The 19920-nt window shown below is 34.8% G+C and carries 16 protein-coding genes; 5 read left to right on the top strand and 11 right to left on the bottom strand.

Annotation, left to right across the window (positions count from 1 at the left end; genetic code table 11):
- Nucleotides 1-31: 31 nt before the first annotated feature.
- From GIY83_RS20770 to GIY83_RS20725, 10 genes are all read right to left on the bottom strand, one after another.
- Complete coding sequence (locus GIY83_RS20770) at nt 32-670, bottom strand: NAD(P)-dependent oxidoreductase (RefSeq protein ID WP_208683232.1); 639 nt, start codon at nt 668-670, stop codon at nt 32-34.
- Nucleotides 671-915: 245 nt separating this feature from the next.
- The gene (locus GIY83_RS20765) at nt 916-1197 is read right to left on the bottom strand and encodes a hypothetical protein (protein ID WP_194617920.1); all 282 of its coding nucleotides are present in this window, start codon (nt 1195-1197) and stop codon (nt 916-918) included.
- Between the two features lie 53 nt (nt 1198-1250).
- The gene (locus tag GIY83_RS20760; protein ID WP_208683230.1) at nt 1251-1535 is read right to left on the bottom strand and encodes a hypothetical protein; all 285 of its coding nucleotides are present in this window, start codon (nt 1533-1535) and stop codon (nt 1251-1253) included.
- A gap of 257 nt (nt 1536-1792) precedes the next feature.
- Nucleotides 1793-2074, bottom strand: coding sequence for a F0F1 ATP synthase subunit epsilon (locus tag GIY83_RS20755; protein ID WP_173969375.1), 282 nt, complete (start codon nt 2072-2074; stop codon nt 1793-1795).
- Nucleotides 2075-2144: 70 nt separating this feature from the next.
- Complete coding sequence (gene atpD, locus GIY83_RS20750) at nt 2145-3656, bottom strand: F0F1 ATP synthase subunit beta (protein ID WP_047777068.1); 1512 nt, start codon at nt 3654-3656, stop codon at nt 2145-2147.
- Between the two features lie 234 nt (nt 3657-3890).
- A complete protein-coding gene (locus GIY83_RS20745) occupies nt 3891-5456 on the bottom strand; it encodes a G-D-S-L family lipolytic protein (protein WP_208683228.1) in 1566 nt (521 codons plus the stop codon).
- 84 nt (nt 5457-5540) lie between these two features.
- Nucleotides 5541-8357 (bottom strand): TonB-dependent receptor domain-containing protein, encoded by a 2817-nt coding sequence (locus GIY83_RS20740; RefSeq protein WP_208683226.1) that lies wholly within the window; start codon nt 8355-8357, stop codon nt 5541-5543.
- Between the two features lie 305 nt (nt 8358-8662).
- Nucleotides 8663-10513, bottom strand: coding sequence for a glutamine--fructose-6-phosphate transaminase (isomerizing) (gene glmS / locus GIY83_RS20735; RefSeq protein ID WP_194617924.1), 1851 nt, complete (start codon nt 10511-10513; stop codon nt 8663-8665).
- 10 nt (nt 10514-10523) lie between these two features.
- Nucleotides 10524-12236 (bottom strand): DUF4270 domain-containing protein, encoded by a 1713-nt coding sequence (locus tag GIY83_RS20730; RefSeq protein ID WP_194617925.1) that lies wholly within the window; start codon nt 12234-12236, stop codon nt 10524-10526.
- Between the two features lie 21 nt (nt 12237-12257).
- A complete protein-coding gene (locus GIY83_RS20725; protein WP_194617926.1) occupies nt 12258-13064 on the bottom strand; it encodes a glycogen/starch synthase in 807 nt (268 codons plus the stop codon).
- Nucleotides 13065-13142: 78 nt separating this feature from the next.
- On the opposite strand from GIY83_RS20725, the gene panC reads away from it, so the two are divergent.
- From panC to radA, 4 genes are all read left to right on the top strand, one after another.
- Nucleotides 13143-14021, top strand: coding sequence for a pantoate--beta-alanine ligase (gene panC, locus GIY83_RS20720; protein ID WP_194617927.1), 879 nt, complete (start codon nt 13143-13145; stop codon nt 14019-14021).
- Nucleotides 14022-14035: 14 nt separating this feature from the next.
- The gene (gene panD / locus GIY83_RS20715; RefSeq protein ID WP_194617928.1) at nt 14036-14386 is read left to right on the top strand and encodes an aspartate 1-decarboxylase; all 351 of its coding nucleotides are present in this window, start codon (nt 14036-14038) and stop codon (nt 14384-14386) included.
- Nucleotides 14387-14587: 201 nt separating this feature from the next.
- Nucleotides 14588-15742: an alpha/beta hydrolase gene (locus GIY83_RS20710; RefSeq protein ID WP_194617929.1), complete on the top strand. Its 1155-nt coding sequence runs from the start codon at nt 14588-14590 to the stop codon at nt 15740-15742.
- Nucleotides 15742-17103 carry a DNA repair protein RadA gene (gene radA / locus GIY83_RS20705; RefSeq protein ID WP_194617930.1) on the top strand — a complete coding sequence of 454 codons (1362 nt, stop codon included), beginning with the start codon at nt 15742-15744 and terminating at the stop codon, nt 17101-17103. The genes GIY83_RS20710 and radA overlap by 1 nt, the downstream gene beginning before the upstream one ends.
- A gap of 94 nt (nt 17104-17197) precedes the next feature.
- Here radA and GIY83_RS20700 read toward each other — a convergent pair whose 3' ends face one another.
- Entirely contained in the window at nt 17198-17653 is a 456-nt protein-coding gene (locus tag GIY83_RS20700; RefSeq protein ID WP_229029146.1) for a DUF6252 family protein, read from the bottom strand.
- Nucleotides 17654-17929: 276 nt separating this feature from the next.
- Here GIY83_RS20700 and GIY83_RS20695 point away from each other — a divergent pair, with 276 nt between their 5' ends.
- Complete coding sequence (locus tag GIY83_RS20695) at nt 17930-19894, top strand: transglycosylase domain-containing protein (protein ID WP_194617932.1); 1965 nt, start codon at nt 17930-17932, stop codon at nt 19892-19894.
- Nucleotides 19895-19920: the final 26 nt, after the last annotated feature.

Genomic DNA, 19920 nt, shown 5'->3' with positions numbered 1-19920 from the left:
TTGATATCTCCCGCTGTTTTTATTCTAATTTTTAAATCGCACTTATAAAAGGAGATTTTCCACTAAACTTAGATGCTTCCATTTCCTGAATCATAAATGTAGCAATATCAAATGCACTGATTTTATCTCCCAAACAATCTTCTAAGCTTATTGAAATCTCAGAATTTACATCTGTAAATTCGATAAACGGAACCCGAACCTGAGTCCATTCTATTTTGCTTTCGACTAAAAAATCATAAGCTTTTTGTCGATCTTCCTGAATTATCGGGAAATTGGTTTTCATCCAATCTGTAGCCATTTGAGTTTTAGTACTTTTTTTATCAAATGGAGTTTCAATATTAAGCCCCGCCAATAATACATAGCGCTGAATTCGGTAATCGTTCATTACCTGCAAAATGTTTTTAGTAGCTGCACTTGCCACTAAAGGTTCATCTTTGCGTTGTCCAATTGTACTCAGAACAGCCTGACAATCTTTAAGCAATGATTTTATAGATTCGAGATCAACAGCGTCGCCTTTGATCATTTCGATTTGATTATTTTGAATAGAGAAATCCTCTGGGTGTCGCAGTAGTAGTTTTACACTAAATCCTTCTTTTAATAACTGGTTGACAAGATAATTTCCAGTTCTTCCGCCACCGCCTAATACGGCAACTTTTTTTATATTTTTCATATAGATTCTTTATAAAATTTGACATAGATAAATTGCGTTTTATCAAGCCGATAAAACGAAAAAATAAAAGCTTACTGAGCTTTTAACACGATCAATATTTTATAAAGAGATTCTAATAGTCCAAATATAAAACAAAAAAGTCATTCAACTAATGAATGACTTTTTCTTTTATTCCGCAATTGTTTGTTCTTAGATAATGGATTATTACCCAAAAAAACACTATTTATTATAAATTTCTATTTGCACTAAAAAATTGTATAGGTCACAGAATTAACTGTGGTACTTTTGATGGTGTAGTATGTACCAATTGGTAATCCACGCTGAACAATATCACGTTCGATAGGAATAAGCGGCGACTCGCAACAGCTATTCCACGGAATTGTATACGTAGCACCAAATGCAGCATTTACCTGAACTTGGTTTTGATTGTCAACTGAAGGTTTAGCAATATCATTAGAACTTGTAGTGAACGATATTGTTCCAAAACCTAATACTATTACCAGTATTCCTAAAAAAACTTTTTTCATAATAAATTGTTTAAGTGTTACTGTTAATAATGCTTTATCTCTACTGAGGTAAATTAATTGACTTTATAAGTTACAGTATTACTTGTAGTACTTAAAATAATGTAATTAGTAGGCGGAAGTCCACGTTTAATAAGATCTCGCTCAGCCGCACTAAGTGGCGACTCACAACAAATCCCTAACCAAGGCGCCGTATAAGTTGTACTAAATACAACATTTACAACTTGAACTCCCTGCTGATCTTTTATTGAAGAATTAGCAACATCGTTAGAACTTGTACTTAATGACATTGTTCCAAAACCTAATGCTATTACTAGCATTCCTAAAAAAGCTTTTTTCATAATAAAATGTTTAAGTGTTAATATACTTACAAATATATTAGGTATATGAAAAAATACTTACACATTTTTTATGCTGTTTTAGTCTATTTTGTTAATTTTCTGACATTTACAATTAATCATTTTTTTAAAATATTAAAGAATGATAAAAAATTAACTAAAGAGGGAACATTTTTCCAAACTCACATTCCCATTACAAAAGCGCATAAAAAAAGCCAGACATCACTGTCTGGCTTTTTTTCAATTATTTTGAGATTGTCTTAGTCAACTAAAACAATTACTTTATTGTCTTTCATCTCGATTGTCCCTGATTCAATCTCTAATGTATAAGTCTGGTCGTTTACTCTCGTAAATTTACCTGCTACTTCTTTAGAAAAATTAAAACTTGGCGCTGCAATTTTTACAGTTCCTTTTTCCAGAATAGAAACAATAGGAGCGTGATTATTCAATATTTGAAAGCTTCCATCAACTCCAGGTAATGTAACAGATGTTACTTCTCCCGAAAATAATTTTGCCTCTGGTGATACTATTTCTAAAATCATCTTTTTTTAGTTTACAGTCTCAGTTAACAGTCTCAGTACTGAATACTGTGACAGAATACTGAAAACTAGATTATGCTTCAGCCAACATTTTTTCTCCAGCTTCGATAGCATCCTGGATAGAACCTTTCAAGTTGAAAGCTGCTTCTGGAAGATGATCTAACTCACCGTCGATAATCATGTTAAATCCTTTGATAGTATCTTTAATATCAACCAAAACTCCAGGAATACCTGTAAATTGCTCCGCTACGTGGAAAGGTTGAGACAAGAAACGCTGAACACGACGTGCTCTTGATACTGATAATTTATCTTCTTCAGATAACTCTTCCATACCAAGGATCGCAATAATATCTTGCAATTGTTTGTATTTTTGAAGAATCTCTTTTACTCTTTGTGCACAGTCATAATGCTCATTTCCTAAGATTTGAGGAGTCAAAATTCTTGAAGTAGAATCTAACGGGTCAACCGCTGGATAAATACCTAGCTCAGCAATTTTACGAGACAATACAGTTGTAGCATCTAAGTGAGCAAACGTTGTTGCCGGTGCCGGGTCAGTTAAGTCATCCGCAGGAACATAAACCGCTTGTACAGATGTAATAGATCCTTTGTTTGTAGATGTAATACGCTCTTGCATCGCCCCCATCTCTGTTGCCAAAGTTGGTTGGTATCCTACTGCAGAAGGCATACGTCCTAAAAGTGCTGATACCTCAGAACCTGCTTGTGTAAAACGGAAGATGTTATCAACGAAAAACAATACGTCTTTACCTTGATCAGTTCCAGCTCCATCACGGAAATACTCAGCGATAGATAATCCTGAAAGTGCCACACGTGCACGAGCTCCAGGAGGCTCATTCATTTGTCCGAAAACGAAAGTAGCTTTAGACTCTCTCATTCCTGGCATATCTACTTTAGATAAATCCCATCCTCCATTTTCCATAGAGTGCATGAAATCATCACCGTATTTAATAATTCCTGACTCCAACATCTCACGAAGTAAGTCATTTCCTTCACGTGTTCTTTCTCCTACTCCTGCGAATACAGAAAGTCCACCGTGACCTTTTGCAATATTGTTGATCAACTCCTGAATCAATACAGTTTTACCAACACCTGCACCACCAAACAATCCAATTTTACCTCCTTTTGCATAAGGCTCGATCAAATCGATTACTTTAATACCTGTGAATAAAACTTCTGATGAAGTTGATAAATCTTCAAATTTAGGAGCTTGTCTGTGAATAGACAAACCGTTTTCTCCTGTTTTTGGCAAGTTTCCTAAACCATCAATTGCATCTCCAATTACATTGAATAATCTTCCATATACATCTGGACCGATTGGCATTTGGATTGGATTTCCAGTTCCAACTACTTCATATCCTCTTGACAAACCGTCTGTAGAGTCCATAGAAATGGTACGCACAGTGTTTTCACCGATGTGAGATTGTACTTCTAGAACTAACAATGTTCCGTCTTTTTTAGTGATTTCTAGTGAATCATAAATTTTTGGAAGTTCAACATCCTTACCGTTGAAAACTACGTCAACTACTGGTCCAATGATTTGAGCAACTTTTCCTATTACTTTTGACATTACTTATGTATTTATTAAATAGCTATTTAGGTTTATCGAAAATACCTCTTTTTTCAAAGCGCAAAGATAATTTTTTAAAATATAAAATCAATATTTTTTTTATAAAAAATACTACGATTTTGTTTGATTCATAAATCTAAGACTTCAAATATCTAAAATGGCATTTTTTAACATAATAAAAAAAAGCCACTACATGTTCAAAATGAGTGGCTTTTATACTAAAAAAAATTAAAACTATTGAATCGTTAATGGATATTGAATTGGATATGTCCCCAAATCTACATGACGCAAAGTCGAACCATATTTTGCATTGATGGCATCAATAAAAATATTAGCAATCAAACCATAACCTCTTGGACTAGGATGCACACCATCAAGCGAAAAGGCTCCTCCAACTGCATACGAAGAAGTCATTGTGAAATTTCCAAAACGAATTCCTCCGCTGGACAACTTTGTCATTACACCTTTTGTATCCACAAAAGCCAGTCCTTTCGCTTCTGCAGCGGCTGCAATTATTACATTATAAGCGTCTGTAGCTACTCTAATCTCTTCAATTTCAGTCGGAATCAACACATGTTTATCTTGTAATGGAAATGAAATTCCAAATGCATTTAATGGATAAGGAGGAGCAATTCCTACACCGGAATCAACAGCCGTTGGCGCCGCACCAATAGCAGCTCTCGTCGTTAGCAGTAACAAATCTGTAGACTTGGCTTGTCTGGCTTGTCCAAAGATCGCTCCGTAGAAAGCCGCTGTCTGCGCTCCTAATGTTGGCGTAAATGCTGCCGCCAACTTAGCAGCCAGATTCGGCAATGTTTCATCTTTTATTAATACCGGGCTCGCAGAAGTTTCAGATAGCAAATTAATTCTATCACCCGCGCCAAAAGCTGTTAAGGCTGCTTTTAGCGGACCATATAATTGTGCATTCAGCAATTTAATAGTAGCCAATCCAACAGCTTCATTATCCTTCCCAATTGATTTTGCCGTAAGCGGATTGTAAGGCACTGTTGTAAAGTGTGGCAATGTTGTAATGTATGGTAAATTAGCCACTACTCCTTTTGCACCATTTGAAGTTAAAGTACTAACAAGTGTATTGTAGGCAAAATTAAAAGTTGCAGTTGGTGTAATATCATCTCCTAAAACCGGATCCTGAGAAGTAGGCACACCCCCATTTGTCGCATAACCTAAAACATCATTACCACCTATAAACAAAGAGAAGAAGGTAGGAGCCTGAGCCATGGCATCAGCCAGAATACTTGTAGTAGACGAAGAAGAAAAACGTGCAAAATATGGATTTGCGGTAGCCGGAGTCGTAAAAACACCAGCAAGATTTCCATATCCAGGCGCTAACAAATGAAAACTTTTCGCCCCAGGAACACCCATGTTATTGAAAGAGCCAGTTAAACGTGCCGTTATCGCTGTTCCGGAAACTCCGGGAACATTTACAGGAGTTCTTGTAACGGGCTCAAAAATAAACCTTGTTGGAAATTTAGGAATTTGCACACCTCCAGAAGAAAATCCACCAATATTATCCAGCATGTAAGGAGTTGTAAAAGCACCTCCGCCAGCGGCCGCAAATTGTTGCGATAATATATTAGTATAGGCGTTACTCTGCCCTTTTGCAAACAACGCTCCATCACTGTAACCTGCAGCAAAAGAATCTCCAAGTGCTACATATTTAGTAAAAACTGCCGTTCCCGGCACAACAGGTACTTCTGCAGGCTCATCATTACTATCATCATTATTACATGCTACAACGATTAAAGAAACCAGTAATAGCCATTTTATATTTTTTTTCATGTTGTTAACTTTTAAATTATTAGCTCTTCCTTGTTTAGTAAATCATAAAAAGAAAGAAAAATATTTCGATCAAATCATTTTCATTTAAGGATTAATCACCCATGAAGCAAACCACATCTGACCAATCATACCTGCACCAACCACCTGAAGATAATCTTTTCCAAAAAGATTTGTTGCTCCAAGTTTAATAACAGATTTCAATTTTGGAATACCATAATTAATCTGAGCATCAAGAACTGTATTTTCCGGAATCATACCATCTCCAAAAGAAGATTGCCATAAATATTCTGTATTCCATCTTGCATTAACATTAAAGCCTAAGTTTTTAGTCACTTTAGCATTTCCAAAAGAACCTTTGATTCTATGTTTTGGCGTATTAAATCCTGCCACAAAACTTGGATCTTCTGTTTGATCAAAATCAAATTGAGAATAATTATAATTAACGCCCAATTCAAAATCTTTATATACTTTTTTAGACAAACCGACTCCAACACCAAATGATGTGATTTGAGCAGTAGTATTAGTATAAATTTGATACACTCTTCTGTCTCCAAAAGCCAAAGCAGCATAACCCAACTGAACACCAGGATCTGCAGAATTAGTTCCTACTGTTCCATAATAAGGAGTAATTACTCTTGAAGTATTCATAAAGTCATTATAAATATTGTAGTACGCATTGATATCAATCGATAAATCATTTTGCACCACTGTGCGGTATCCTACTTCAAAAGCATGTACTTGTTCCGGTTTTACCAAGCTTGGGTTTGCAACCTTAAGATCAGCAGGATTTGCAGAAGCTGCAAATGCCTGAACAGAAGTCAATGTATATGAATTTTCATAAGCGCTACGCCCGGATAAATTAACCGTTGGCCCTATACCTGCTCCCGGTATAGCCTGACCAGCAAGACTTACAGGCTGCGTTTCCTGAAAACGATCTAAATTGTCTGGCGCAGAACCCACTAATGCAAATGGCCCTAAATCTAAACCAATATATTGATCCTGAGTGGTTGGATTACGGAAACCTGTTTGATAAGACGCTCTGAAATTATGTCTTTTTGATTCTCCTGCAGAATACACAAAAGAGACTCTTGGCGAAACATTACCATCAAAATTCTGACTTTTGTCATAACGAATAGATCCTGTAAATTTCAATCTGTCGTCCAGCCATTTTTTTTGCAATTGAGCATAAGCCCCATATTCTTTATATTCGATAGGACCATCGTAATCTGTAAAGATTGTTCCTTCTGAATCCATGATATATTTTCTCCATGAACCTCCCACCTGAATTTCGGCAAATTTGATAACATCTCTCAAATTATAATTTACATCTGAATGATATAATTTAGAATGATCAATAAATTTAGCCCCCTGAGTTAAATCAGGATTAGAAATAACTGTCGCTAAAGCATTATTGAATTGTGCAGAACCTGGCTCAAATCTGGCCGATCTTGGGGCACTTGGATTAAGCGGATCAATATTTGGCACCAATGGTAAATTTGGCGAGACATTATAGTCAGCAAAATTCCTTGCATAATTAGATGCATCAGTTGCGTTAAGACCAAGTACGGCAGATGACAATTGATATGCTGTTCCGTAATCTGTAAACCAGTTTTTATCTGATTTTGCAAGTCTGTTAACATTCCAGCCGGCAAATCTCATATCATAAGAATTTCCCGCATCTTCACTTGTAAAATAAACCCTTCCAAAAAAGTTTTTACCTTTTATTTCAAATTTACCCTGCTGCATTAAGAAATCTTTCAAAGCATATCTGTTTGCTCCCTGATAAATTGTGCTACCTGTACCAATTTTATATTGCAAAATAATTTCAGTATCATCTGCCCAAGGCTTAATATGAGCACTAAAGTCAGCCTTCATACTTTTAACTTTATTATCAGTCAAATCCTGCTCACGATATCCTGTTCTACTCACCTGCCCAACATTTGGGATAAAGGTTGTAATCTCATCACCATATATATTTAACCCATCATAATTTGAATTATTAGCATGCCCTACAGAACCGCCAGTCATACTTCTCGTATCTGCCGCAATCCATTCAGAAGCTTCCATATAAGTGAAGTTCGCTTTTAATGCAAAATGTTTGGTAAATGCTTTTGCTGCCCTGATTCCAAAATCATTGTAATCATTTGTTCCGGCAGCATCCTGACTTGTTTGTCCGTATTTATAATAAACGCTTATCCCTTCATTAGTAAAAGGGCTTTTACTGCTCATAAACATAATACCGTTAAAAGCATTCGCTCCATATAATGCAGAAGACGCTCCAGGCAAAAGTTCGACACTGGCTACATCAATATCAGAAATACCAATTAGGTTCCCTAATACAAAGTTCAAGGCTGGAGAGGAATTATCCATCCCGTCGACTAACTGCATAAAACGTGTATTTGCCACTGTAGCAAAACCACGCGTATTTATCGATTTAAAAGAAATACTACTGGTATTAAAGTTCACTTCTTTTAAATTTTCTAAACCATCATAAAAAGTAGGTGCTGTTGTATTTTTAATTTCCTGAAGCCCCATTCTTTCAATAGTAACCGGCGATTCAATGACACGTTCCGGAGTTCTTGAAGCCGAAACAACAATTTCATCTAATTTTGTTTCTTCGTCTTTTAAAATCACATTGATTTTTTGGTTTACCGAAGTAACATTAATTGTTTTACTTTCAAATCCCACTGCCGAAACTTTGATCACAAAAGGAAGTTTAGCAGAAGTATTCAATTTAAAAGAGCCATCAAAATCAGTAGACGTTCCGGTAGAACTTCCTACTAAATTAATATTAGCACCAGGAATAGATTGTTTGTTACTATCAGTAACAGAACCAGTAATTGTATTCTGCGCAAAGGATATTCCGCTGAAAAACAACATAATTAGCAAATACACTCTCATTTGGATTTGTTTTTGGTTAGTTTATATAGCCAAAATACAAATATTTTTGATATTAATAAAAAAATGTTAAAAAAAATAAATATTCTATATAAATTTCGTTACAATTTTAACTATTTAACAATTGCATTTCTTCAATTAAAATCAAAAATCAAACTTAATAAACACAAAATACTATGCATACATATTATTTTTAATTAAAAAAATAAGGATTTAATAAAAATTAAGCATAAAGAAAAAATATATGGCAATAAAAAAAAGCGAGACCTAAATCTCGCTTTTTTTAACATATAAATATTTTAATCGAATTACTCTACAGTAACTGATTTTGCTAAGTTACGTGGCTGATCTACATTACAACCTCTCATTACTGCTATATAGTAAGACAGCAACTGTAAAGGTATTGTTGTAATCAATGGAGATAGAGCATCTGAAGTTTCAGGAATCTCAATAACATAATCTGCTAACTCACGAACCTGAGTATCACCTTTAGTTACTACAGCGATGATTTTACCGCTTCTTGATTTAATTTCCTGAATATTACTTACAATTTTATCGTAGTGACCTTGTTTAGGTGCAATCACAATAACCGGCATATGCTCATCGATCAAAGCAATCGGACCGTGTTTCATCTCTGCAGCAGGATAACCTTCTGCATGAATGTACGAGATCTCTTTAAGCTTTAAAGCACCTTCTAATGCAACAGGGAAGTTATATCCACGACCTAAGTACAAACAGTTTGGAGCATCTTTAAAAGCTGCAGCAATCTCTTTTGCTCTGTCGTTTGTTTCTAATGCCTCCGCTACTTTTTCAGGGATTATTTCTAATTCTTGTAAGTATGTATGGAAATCAGTGTTTGATAAAGTTCCTTTAGCTTTACCTAATCGCAATGCGATCATAGTTAAAACCGTAATTTGAGTTGTAAACGCTTTAGTTGACGCTACTCCAATTTCAGGTCCTGCATGCGTATAAGCACCGGCATGACTTTCTCTCGAAATAGAAGAACCCACCACATTACAAACTCCAAATACAAAAGCACCATTTTCTTTAGCTAATTTAATAGCCGCCATTGTATCAGCCGTTTCTCCCGATTGAGAGATTGCAATAACAACGTCGTTTTTGTTTATAATAGGGTTTCTGTATCTAAATTCAGAAGCATATTCTACTTCAACAGGAATACGTGTAAATTCCTCAAAGATATATTCCGCGACTAAACCTGCGTGCCATGAAGTACCACAAGCCACGATAATTATTCTGTCGGCATTAAGAAATTTCTCCAAATTATCTTCAACACCAGCCATTTGAACAATTCCTTTATTTGCATGAAGTCTTCCTCTGTAGGTATCTTTTATAACACTTGGCTGCTCGTAGATTTCTTTAAGCATGAAATGATCATAACCTCCTTTTTCTATTTGCTCCAAATTCATTTGAAGCTCCTGAATATAAGGATCTACTAAAGAGTCGTCTTTAATTTTCCTAACTTTAAGAGGCTTATGCAATCTAATGTTTGCCATTTCACCATCTTCAAGATAAATTGCATTCGAAGTATATTCGATAAAAGGCGAAGCATCAGAAGCAATAAAATATTCTCCTTCTCCAACACCAATCGCTAACGGACTACCTAATCTTGCAGCCACTATTTCGTTTGGATTTTTTTTATCAAAAACAGCAATTGCATAAGCCCCTACCACCTGATTTAAAGCAATCTGAACTGCTTTACCCAACTTTATTCCTTCTTTCTTCTGAACTTCTTCAATCAAATTGACTAAAACTTCAGTATCTGTATCAGATTTAAAAGTATATCCTCTTTTGATTAATTCTTCTTTAAGCGGTGCATAATTCTCAATGATTCCATTATGAATAATGACCAACTCACCTGAATTAGAAAGATGAGGATGCGAGTTTACATCATTTGGCACTCCATGTGTTGCCCAACGCGTATGCCCTATCCCTATAGTTCCGTTTGTAGTAAAACCTTCTTTTGCTTTAGCTTCAAGATCTAAAACTTTACCTTTTGTTTTACAAACTTTTATACCTGTTTCAGCATCATATAACATGACACCCGCACTATCATATCCTCTGTACTCAAGACGCTTTAACCCTTTTATAACAATAGGATAGGCATCTCTATGACCGATATATCCAACAATTCCACACATATATTATTTATTAATTTGGTTTCGTGTAGTACACTTGCAATTGAAGTCTTTTCGCATAGTTAGCATCTGTTGAAGGAATATTTCCTCCAAACAATACTGTTCCTAACGGACTCATAATTGAAGCTCTTGGTACTTCTGAAAAATAGTCATTTGGATTAGCCGGATCAATTAAAATTCTATTTTTTAATTTACCTGAAGTTATTGTGTTTATATCACTTGTTACTACCAAACCTAATTTCACATTTTTTACAGCCGCATCTTTTATTAAATTACGAACATGGCTCGTTAATCTAATTTTGTACGTTGTACCTCTCTTTGTAGTAGCATCTAAATTAATTATACCACTATATACGATTTTATTATTAGTCCCATCTGTAGATCCGTCTGTACTAAAATCTACAAGGGGTATATTATTTACCAAATCATACAAGTAAATTCTTTTTGGCTCCCAAACTCCTGTCATTTTAGCTGCATCAATAGAGAAAACTAAATTAGCCTCATTGGCCAGCCATTTTTTATACTTAACATTATATCGGATTTCATCTAATTGATCTGACACACCATTAGGAGTATTTACAACATTCCCCTGATCATCATAACCCATTATATCAGTTTTACCAAATAATTCAATTACAGCAAGCGAACCCTGCCCTCCTCTTAAATAAAGACGTTCGTCTCCAGTTTGGTCATTTCTATTTGCTATAGCAGCAGCATAAGCAGGATCTTTAACATCATTATACAAGTTGGCAGCAGCTCCTGACAAATTAATAACCAATGTTTTGTCTTCCATTGTATCCACAGGATCTGTAGTTATAGCCGTTTTTGCCTTATACCTGATCGTGATTTTAGCATTATCACCCTGTTTGAAAAAATTTAATAATGCCAGATTCGTCGTTGGACTGTCCGCAGATTTTTCTACTTTAAAATACACCCCTCTAAAATACTCCTGAAAAACAGTTGTAGAAGAAAGCTTTGATGCCGGGGCGTTAAGAATTTTATCCTGAAAAAACTGTTTATTTAGTTTTAAGCGCATCTCCGGAGCAGTATAAGTATAAGTATACTTTTTCACAGCAGCATTAGCATCTACTACTGTTGAATCTTTTTTCTGTTGAAGATTACTAAAAAAGAATGCCACATTTTGCTTCTTATCAGGATCATCATTTAAAAGCTTAGGTGCTGATTTTGGAACTAGATTTGCAAAAAAATCAGGATCCTGATTCGTATAATACAATTGAGCAAATTGAGAACCGCCATCTATATAAGAAGAACGCATTTGGACATCAGACTCGTAAACACTCAGTTTAAGTTTACCATTTGCTTTATCTCCATAAATAGAATCTAACGCGTATAGATTACCCCCATTAGAATCTGCTCCGGTTACATGGCTAAAATAAGGAACACTAAGCACTACACTTTCTATTACAGGTGATTCACCAATAGTTGGCGCATTGGTTTCTAAAGCGACTTGGCTTACAAAATTGGCTGTAGTTGTTCCAAAAACCGCGTTGTCATAAATACCCAAACCATTAAGTGTCAATCCGTTTGACTGAACTGGAGTTACTTCCTGATTATAAGCTAAAACATCATATTCTGTATGTTCCAGACCAAAATGATCGTCTCCGATTAAACCCTCACCGATTTCATTAAAATCTTTATCACAAGAATATAAAAGGACAACAGTTGCTACTAATAGAATTTTCTTAATAAAAGAAGTATTATACATGTTTAATAATAATGTTAAAATTTAAAGACCCATTGTTTTATAGAAATTTGTATACGCTTCAGCGAATGCATCTTTCGTGGCGAAAGGTAAAAAAGGTTTTCCTGAAGATTCTATAAATTTTGTTAAACTTGGGGATACGTTTTGAGATGCTATAATTACAGCATCAGAGTGTAATATACTAGCCTTTAAGACATTTTCGTAGTTTGGCGTTTCTAAATCAGAGATCGCCTCATGAGGCACACCATCAAATTTCACCTTATTTATCATTTCTAAATCCAGGTTTTCATCAAAAGACTGCCCGTAAACAGAAGTGACAATTTTAGTTTCAGAAAACAAAGCCTCATTTTTATAATAGTGCTTCATATAAATTGGCAGCATTGCAGCCAGCCAACCGTGCACGTGAATGATATCCGGAACCCAATTTAGTTTTTTCACCGTTTCGACAACTCCTTTAGCAAAAAATATTGCTCTTTCGTCGTTATCCGGATACAAAACTCCTTCTTCGTCAGCAAAGGTTGCTTTACGTTTAAAATATTCATCGTTATCAATAAAATAAACCTGAATTCTCTCTTTTGGAATCGAAGCCACCTTGATAATCAATGGCATATCTAAGTCATTCACTACCAAATTCATTCCTGAAAGTCTAATAACTTCATGTAACTGGTGTCTTCTTTCGTTGATATTTCCATATCTTGGCATGAAAATTCTTATCTGACCTCCTTGATCATTGATCATTTTTGGAACGTCATAAGACATTAAAGAAACCTCATTTTCAGCCAAATAAGGCACGACTTCAGATGATACATATAATATCCTCTTATCTTTCATAATAGTATTTTACTTAATTTTTGGTAATAAAAACGTTGCAAAATTACAAAAATTTATGCAGTTTATAACTAATATATTATGTTTGCACTAAATTTTAATAATACTGCCATGCATATTTTCTACGGTAAAGTAGCTTTGATAGCTTATTTAAAAACTATCAAAACCACAAATTCAACCATCGGATTTGTACCAACAATGGGCGCTTTACACCAAGGTCATCTGGCGTTAATGCAAAGATCAATCAAAGAAAACGACGATACGGTTGTAAGTATTTTCGTCAATCCAACGCAATTTAACAATCCCGAAGATCTCGAAAAATATCCAAGAACACTTGAAGAAGACGTAAAAAAAATGCGCAATTTAAGTGACAAAATAATTCTTTACGCTCCAACTGTAGATGACATTTACGAAGGACATACAATATCACAGTCTTTTGACTTTGACGGACTGGAAAATCAAATGGAAGGCAAGTTCAGGCCCGGACATTTTAACGGTGTTGGAACCATCGTAAAACGTTTGTTCGAAATTGTAATGCCAACCAATGCTTATTTTGGAGAAAAAGATTTTCAGCAGTTGCAGATTGTCAAAAAAATGGTCGAAAAAAACCACTTACCTGTAAATGTTGTGGGTTGTCCAATTTTTAGAGAAGATAATCAATTGGCCATGAGTTCACGCAATGAACGTTTAACTCCCGAAGAAAGAAAAGAAGCTTCTATTATATATAAAGTCTTAACCGAAGCAAAAGAAATATTTCAAAACGGAACTCCCGAAGAAACGATTCAATTTGTCGAAAATTCCTTCAAAGACAATGAGCGTTTTGACCTTGAATATTTTGTAATTGCTGACGAATCTACATTATTACCTATCGATCATAAAAGTAAAGACAAAAATTACCGTGCATTTATAGCGGTATTTGTTAATTCTATAAGGTTGATTGACACCATTTCATTAAATTAATTTACCTTTGCATCATGCAAATTCAAGTTATAAAATCTAAAATTCATCGAGTAAAAGTAACTGGAGCTGATTTAAATTATATTGGCAGTATTACTATTGATGAAACTTTACTGGAAGCCTCAAACATTATTGAAGGTGAAAAAGTATCTATTGTAAATATTAATAATGGCGAACGCTTTGAAACTTACGCTATAAAAGGAGAGAAAAATTCGGGCGAAATCACCCTTAACGGACCTGCCGCAAGAAAAGTTCAAAAAGACGACATCATTATCATTATATCCTATGCAACCCTGGAATTTGAAGAGGCTAAAGCCTTCAAACCATGGATCATTTTCCCTAATGAAAACGATAATTCGCTAACTTAAGTTTTCCTTTTACGCCTTAATAATACCACTGTTTGTCAAAATTATTTTTGAACAAACAAGATTTCTTTTGCTTAAATCAAAAAGATTTAAGCCCACAAGTTCATTGCTTTATTTTAAATTCCTACAGTAACAAAAAAGCAAATAAAGTATTATATTGCTACACTATTTCAATACTTTTTAATTCACTGAAATGCCCAAATCATGAAAAAAGTTTACTTACTGCTTACCTTAATTTCTTTTTCTGTTTTTTCGCAGAAAACATTCGACAACATCAAATCTGAAAAACTTGGTGTAGAAAGAAGAATAACCATTGGACTTCCAGAATCCTACGAGGCCAATCCCGAAAAAAAATATCCTGTTTTATACCTGTTAGATGGCGATTATTTATTTGATCCTTTCTCCGGAGCTTTAAGTTATGGTGCCTATTGGGGAGATTTACCCGAAGTAATTATTATTGGCGTTCATCAAAATAAAAATGACGAACGTGAAGACGACACAACAGTGGATCAAAATACTGGACTTCCTTTTGAAAAAGGAGCCGAATTTTTTGAATTCATTGGTGCCGAATTAGTGCCTTATGTCGAAAAAAAATACCGCACATCACCTTTTAGAATTATTGCCGGTCATGATGTAACGGCAAGTTTTATCAACTTCTACTTGTATAAAGAAAAACCTCTTTTTAATGCGTACATTTCTTTTAGCCCTGAACTGGCTAATAAAATGGAAGTTAGAATACCGGAGAAATTTTCTAAAATAACAGAGCCTTTATTTTATTATGTATCTGCCGCAGACGGAGATAATAAAAAAATCAAAGAACCGATAGAAAAATTAGACAGCAATATTAAAATAGCTAATAATCCATTAGTAAATTATAAGTACGACTTGTTTAAAGGTACAACACATTATACTGAGGTCTTGCACGCTATTCCAAGTGCATTATACCAAATATTTGAAGTATACCGACCAATCAATTCTGCGGAATACAATAATAAAATTGCTGTTCTTGAAACAGGTTATGCTGATTATCTGGAAAACAAATACAACGTAATGTCTAAAGTTTTAGGAGTTCAGATTCCGGTAAGAATGAGCGACTTTAAAGTTATAGAAACCCTGATCCTGAAAAAGAATGCTTATGATGAATTAGGTAAAATGGCCGAAATTGGAAATGTAAATTACCCAAAAGCCATGTTAGGAGAATACGAGTTAGGTTTGATGTATGAAAAAATGGGAGATCCTAAAAGAGCTTCAAAAAAATATCAAAATGCTTCACAAATGGAGCCAATTGGAGATTTAAACAAAGATTTGATGTACGAGAAAATCGACCAGATGAAAACACTTGAAAAAACCAGTAAATAATGTCTAAAGTTAAAACTTCCTTTTTTTGCCAGAATTGCGGTACCCAATATGCCAAATGGCAAGGACAATGCAATGCCTGCAAAGAATGGAATACTATTGCTGAAGAAATCATTCAAAAGCAGGAAAAAGTAGCCTGGAAAAGCGAACCAACACCAAGTGGAAAAGCTCCCCGCCCTTTAAAAATTAATGAGATCGACTCGACTCAGGAAATCCGTATGGATACTACTGATGGCGAATTGAACCGCGTTTTGGGTGGCGGAATTGTTCCGGGATCTTTGACACTTTTGGGCGGTGAACCCGGAATTGGGAAAAGTACACTTTTACTTCAGATATCATTAAAATTACCTTATAAAACTTTATATGTTTCGGGCGAGGAAAGTCAGAAGCAAATAAAAATGCGTGCTGAAAGAATCACGCCAAATAGTGACAATTGCTATATCCTGACAGAAACCAAAACGCAGAATATCTTCAAACAAATTGAAGCTATTCAGCCTGAAATTGTCATTATCGACTCGATTCAGACTTTGCATACAGATTATATTGAATCGACTGCCGGAAGTATTTCTCAGATTAGAGAAACTACTGCCGAATTGATCAAGTTTGCCAAAGAAACCAATATTCCGGTTATTTTAATCGGGCATATTACAAAAGACGGAAACATTGCCGGACCAAAAATCCTCGAGCATATGGTCGATACCGTTTTACAATTTGAAGGCGATCGAAATCACGTGTATCGAATTTTACGTTCGCTAAAAAACCGTTTTGGTTCTACTGCCGAATTGGGAATTTACGAAATGTTAGGAAGTGGTTTACGCGAAGTCAGCAATCCATCAGAAATATTAATCTCGCACAAAGACGAAGAAATGTCCGGAACGGCGATTGCTACTACCATGGAAGGCATGCGACCGTTGATGATCGAAATACAATCGCTGGTAAGTACCGCAGTTTACGGAACTCCACAACGAAGCACAACAGGTTATAATGCCAAAAGACTAAACATGATTTTAGCGGTTCTAGAAAAAAGAGCCGGATTTCGCTTAGGCGCAAAAGACGTTTTCCTGAATGTAACGGGCGGAATTTCTGTTGATGATCCAGCAATTGACCTTGCGGTTGTTGCTGCTATTTTATCATCAAACGAAGATATTCCGGTAACAAAAGGCTTTTGTTTTGCCGGCGAAGTGGGACTTTCGGGCGAAATTCGTCCTGTAAATCGTGTGGATCAAAGAATTCAGGAAGCCGAAAAATTAGGTTTCACCACTATTTTTGTCTCTAAGTACAACAAAATTGCCTTAAAGAATACCGGAATCAAGATTGAACTTGTAGCAAAAATTGAAGATGTGGCGGGCATTCTTTTTGGATAAAACCGCAACATTCTATTTTTAAAAAAAAATCTCGCTCACGAACATCAATTTAACGAATGTACATGAGCGAGATTTTTTTATAAAACAACTTCTACTATCTTAAAACTCTAAAGCTACCTTCTGTAACAGTAAATGTCTGTTCTCCTGAAGTTCCCGAAAAAGTAAATGTGCCTTCAATTTTTTTATCATCAACAGCGGTAATATTTATTTTTCCAGATTTAGCATTAGCATTCTTTATTGCAGGCATAAAACTAAAAGACGCTTGATAAGTAGTCTCCATATTTGATAAATCATATACGATCTCATGGCTTCCCTTGGTAACATTCAAAGGCGTCCATAATGAAATTTTTTTGTATGTGTCATCAATTCCCGTACTTCCCATAATATTCATGTTTAACGACGACATAAGGCCAGGCTCAAAATTGTATACTTTCCCATTGTATGTGAATTTGATAAATTCCTCTTGATTTTCCGGAGTTCCTTCATCATCAGAATCATTACTACTGCATGACGACAACACCATTGCACAAATAGCAAAAGACAAAAACATAATTTTTTTTAAGATTTTCATTGGTTTGATTTTAATATTATTAATGAAGCAAATATATATTGTGTAAATTGTAAAACTTTACGGCTTCTCTCAATTTTGACGCTAAACCATAAATTCCTTCTATTATCTAGAAAAACACAAAACATAATAACAACAAAATCAAACCTTTAGAACATTATAGAAAATTTATAAGGAAAACTTTATAAGCAGATAAATTTAAATTTAAATTTACACTAGCTTTGAAAAGCGAAAAATTTCGAATACCAATCTCCATTTATGAAATTCCCAAAACAAAAAATATACAAGGCACTTATAATACTTGCATTAGTATTGGTAGTGCTTTTTTTAGGCTTTTACTTTTTTCGTGATTCGCTTTTAAAACAAGCTATCGCCAAAGTAAAAACTAAGATGAATACCGAATACAACAGTACATTTTCTGTAAAATCGGCTACGTTTGATGGTTTAAATGGTATTAAATTAACCAATGTTGTTCTGGTTCCTAAAAATGCCGATACACTTTGTAACATTGAAAAAATTGAAACCAGTATCAGTTTATCTAATTTACTAATTGGTGATGTACAAATTGGAACTTTAAAAGTAAACAACGGTTATATTCAATTAGTAAAAAAAGGAAATGTCCGCAATTTTGATGCTTTCTTAAAGAAAGACAAAGCCGACACTGATAAAAACGAAAAAAGAAAATACGCCACTTTTGCCTATCGCATTATTTCAAAATTACTGAATCTGGTTCCGACAGATATGAAGTTGGAAAACCTGAATTTCAGAATTGATGATAATGGCAAAAAAACCTCTGTCGCAGTAAATAAACTCGTTTTAGACAACAAACAACTCGAAACCAATCTTCATGTTCAAAGCAAAGATTTTGATCAGCGCTGGAACATAAAAGGATTTACTGATCCAAGAAATAAAAAAGCCGATATTCGTTTTTTCAATCTTGATACCGGAGCAATTCGTGTTCCGTATTTAGACGAACGTTATAATTTAAAAGCAAGTTTCGATTCTATCCGATTAAATGTTCAGAATATAGAAAAAGACGGCAGCGAATTGCATATCGAAGGTTACACTTCTATCGCCAATTTAAAAATCAACCACCCAAAAATTGCCAGTAAAGACGTTGTGATAAAAAATGCGCGTTTTGATTATCGCTTTTTATTAGGAGATGATTTTATTTCGATCGACAGCACTTCGACCATGCAACTGAACAAGATAAAAGTGAAACCTTATATTTCTTACAGCACCGAAAAAGATACCATTTATACGTTGAAAGTGGATATCCCAAAAATGAAAGCGCAGGATTTTATCGTTTCATTGCCTGATGGATTGTTTACACACTTTCAGGGAATGGAAGCTACGGGAAATTTCGACTACAAACTGGATTTCAAATTCAATAAAAACAAACCGAATACTTTAGTTTTTGATAGTAAACTCAATAAAGAAGATCTAAAAATCACCAAATATGGTGAAGCCGATCTCAACAAATTAAACGGTGAATTTGTCTATCGCGCCATTATTCAGAATGTTTTGCAAAGACCGGTTTTAGTTGGAAATGCAAATCCTAATTATACACCTTTAGATCAGATTTCGCCTTATTTAAGAAAATGTGTCCTGACGACCGAAGATCCTTCTTTCTTCTCCCATCGCGGATTCATTAATGAAGCTTTCAAGCAATCTATTTTAAAGAATATCAGAACCAAAAAATTCTCTCGCGGTGCTAGTACTATTAGTATGCAATTGATTAAAAATGTTTTCTTAACCAGAGAAAAAACACTTTCGCGTAAACTGGAAGAAATTCTATTGGTTTATATTTTGGAGAACAATCGTGTTGTTAGTAAAGAAAGAATGCTGGAAGTCTATTTCAACATCATCGAATGGGGACCAAATGTATACGGAATTGGCGAAGCAAGTCATTTCTATTTCCAAAAAAGTCCATCGGCTTTAAATGTAGATGAATGTTTGTACCTGGCGACTATTATTCCGAAGCCAAGAAAATTCATGTATCAGTTTAATGATCAGGGAAATCTGAAAGACTTTGCTGTGCAAAATCAGAAGTTTTTAAAAAATTTAATGTTTCGTCGCGGTCTTTTAGTTCCTGAAGATACAATAGGCCAGCTGCCGGTTTATATTTCCGGTAATGCACGTTCTTTAATACGGATAAAAGCTCCTGACTCAACTGCGGTTAAAAACGATTCGCTGTCGATAGAAGAAGAATTTGACTTATAATATTTGTTTAACCGCAAGGTTTTACG

Origin of the sequence: Flavobacterium sp. SLB02, from assembly GCF_009664855.1 — a bacterium.
Lineage (GTDB): Bacteria > Bacteroidota > Bacteroidia > Flavobacteriales > Flavobacteriaceae > Flavobacterium.
Note: the sequence above shows the minus strand (reverse complement) of the source record. Positions and strands in the feature narration are given on the sequence as shown.

Coding starts and splice junctions, on each gene's coding strand:
- GIY83_RS20770 (WP_208683232.1), bottom strand. CDS start 670: ATGAAAAATATAAAAAAAGTTGCCGTATTAGGCGGTGGCGGAAGAACT.
- GIY83_RS20765 (WP_194617920.1), bottom strand. CDS start 1,197: ATGAAAAAAGTTTTTTTAGGAATACTGGTAATAGTATTAGGTTTTGGA.
- GIY83_RS20760 (WP_208683230.1), bottom strand. CDS start 1,535: ATGAAAAAAGCTTTTTTAGGAATGCTAGTAATAGCATTAGGTTTTGGA.
- GIY83_RS20755 (WP_173969375.1), bottom strand. CDS start 2,074: ATGATTTTAGAAATAGTATCACCAGAGGCAAAATTATTTTCGGGAGAA.
- atpD (WP_047777068.1), bottom strand. CDS start 3,656: ATGTCAAAAGTAATAGGAAAAGTTGCTCAAATCATTGGACCAGTAGTT.
- GIY83_RS20745 (WP_208683228.1), bottom strand. CDS start 5,456: ATGAAAAAAAATATAAAATGGCTATTACTGGTTTCTTTAATCGTTGTA.
- GIY83_RS20740 (WP_208683226.1), bottom strand. CDS start 8,357: ATGAGAGTGTATTTGCTAATTATGTTGTTTTTCAGCGGAATATCCTTT.
- glmS (WP_194617924.1), bottom strand. CDS start 10,513: ATGTGTGGAATTGTTGGATATATCGGTCATAGAGATGCCTATCCTATT.
- GIY83_RS20730 (WP_194617925.1), bottom strand. CDS start 12,236: ATGTATAATACTTCTTTTATTAAGAAAATTCTATTAGTAGCAACTGTT.
- GIY83_RS20725 (WP_194617926.1), bottom strand. CDS start 13,064: ATGAAAGATAAGAGGATATTATATGTATCATCTGAAGTCGTGCCTTAT.
- panC (WP_194617927.1), top strand. CDS start 13,143: ATGTTTGCACTAAATTTTAATAATACTGCCATGCATATTTTCTACGGT.
- panD (WP_194617928.1), top strand. CDS start 14,036: ATGCAAATTCAAGTTATAAAATCTAAAATTCATCGAGTAAAAGTAACT.
- GIY83_RS20710 (WP_194617929.1), top strand. CDS start 14,588: ATGAAAAAAGTTTACTTACTGCTTACCTTAATTTCTTTTTCTGTTTTT.
- radA (WP_194617930.1), top strand. CDS start 15,742: ATGTCTAAAGTTAAAACTTCCTTTTTTTGCCAGAATTGCGGTACCCAA.
- GIY83_RS20700 (WP_229029146.1), bottom strand. CDS start 17,653: ATGTTTTTGTCTTTTGCTATTTGTGCAATGGTGTTGTCGTCATGCAGT.
- GIY83_RS20695 (WP_194617932.1), top strand. CDS start 17,930: ATGAAATTCCCAAAACAAAAAATATACAAGGCACTTATAATACTTGCA.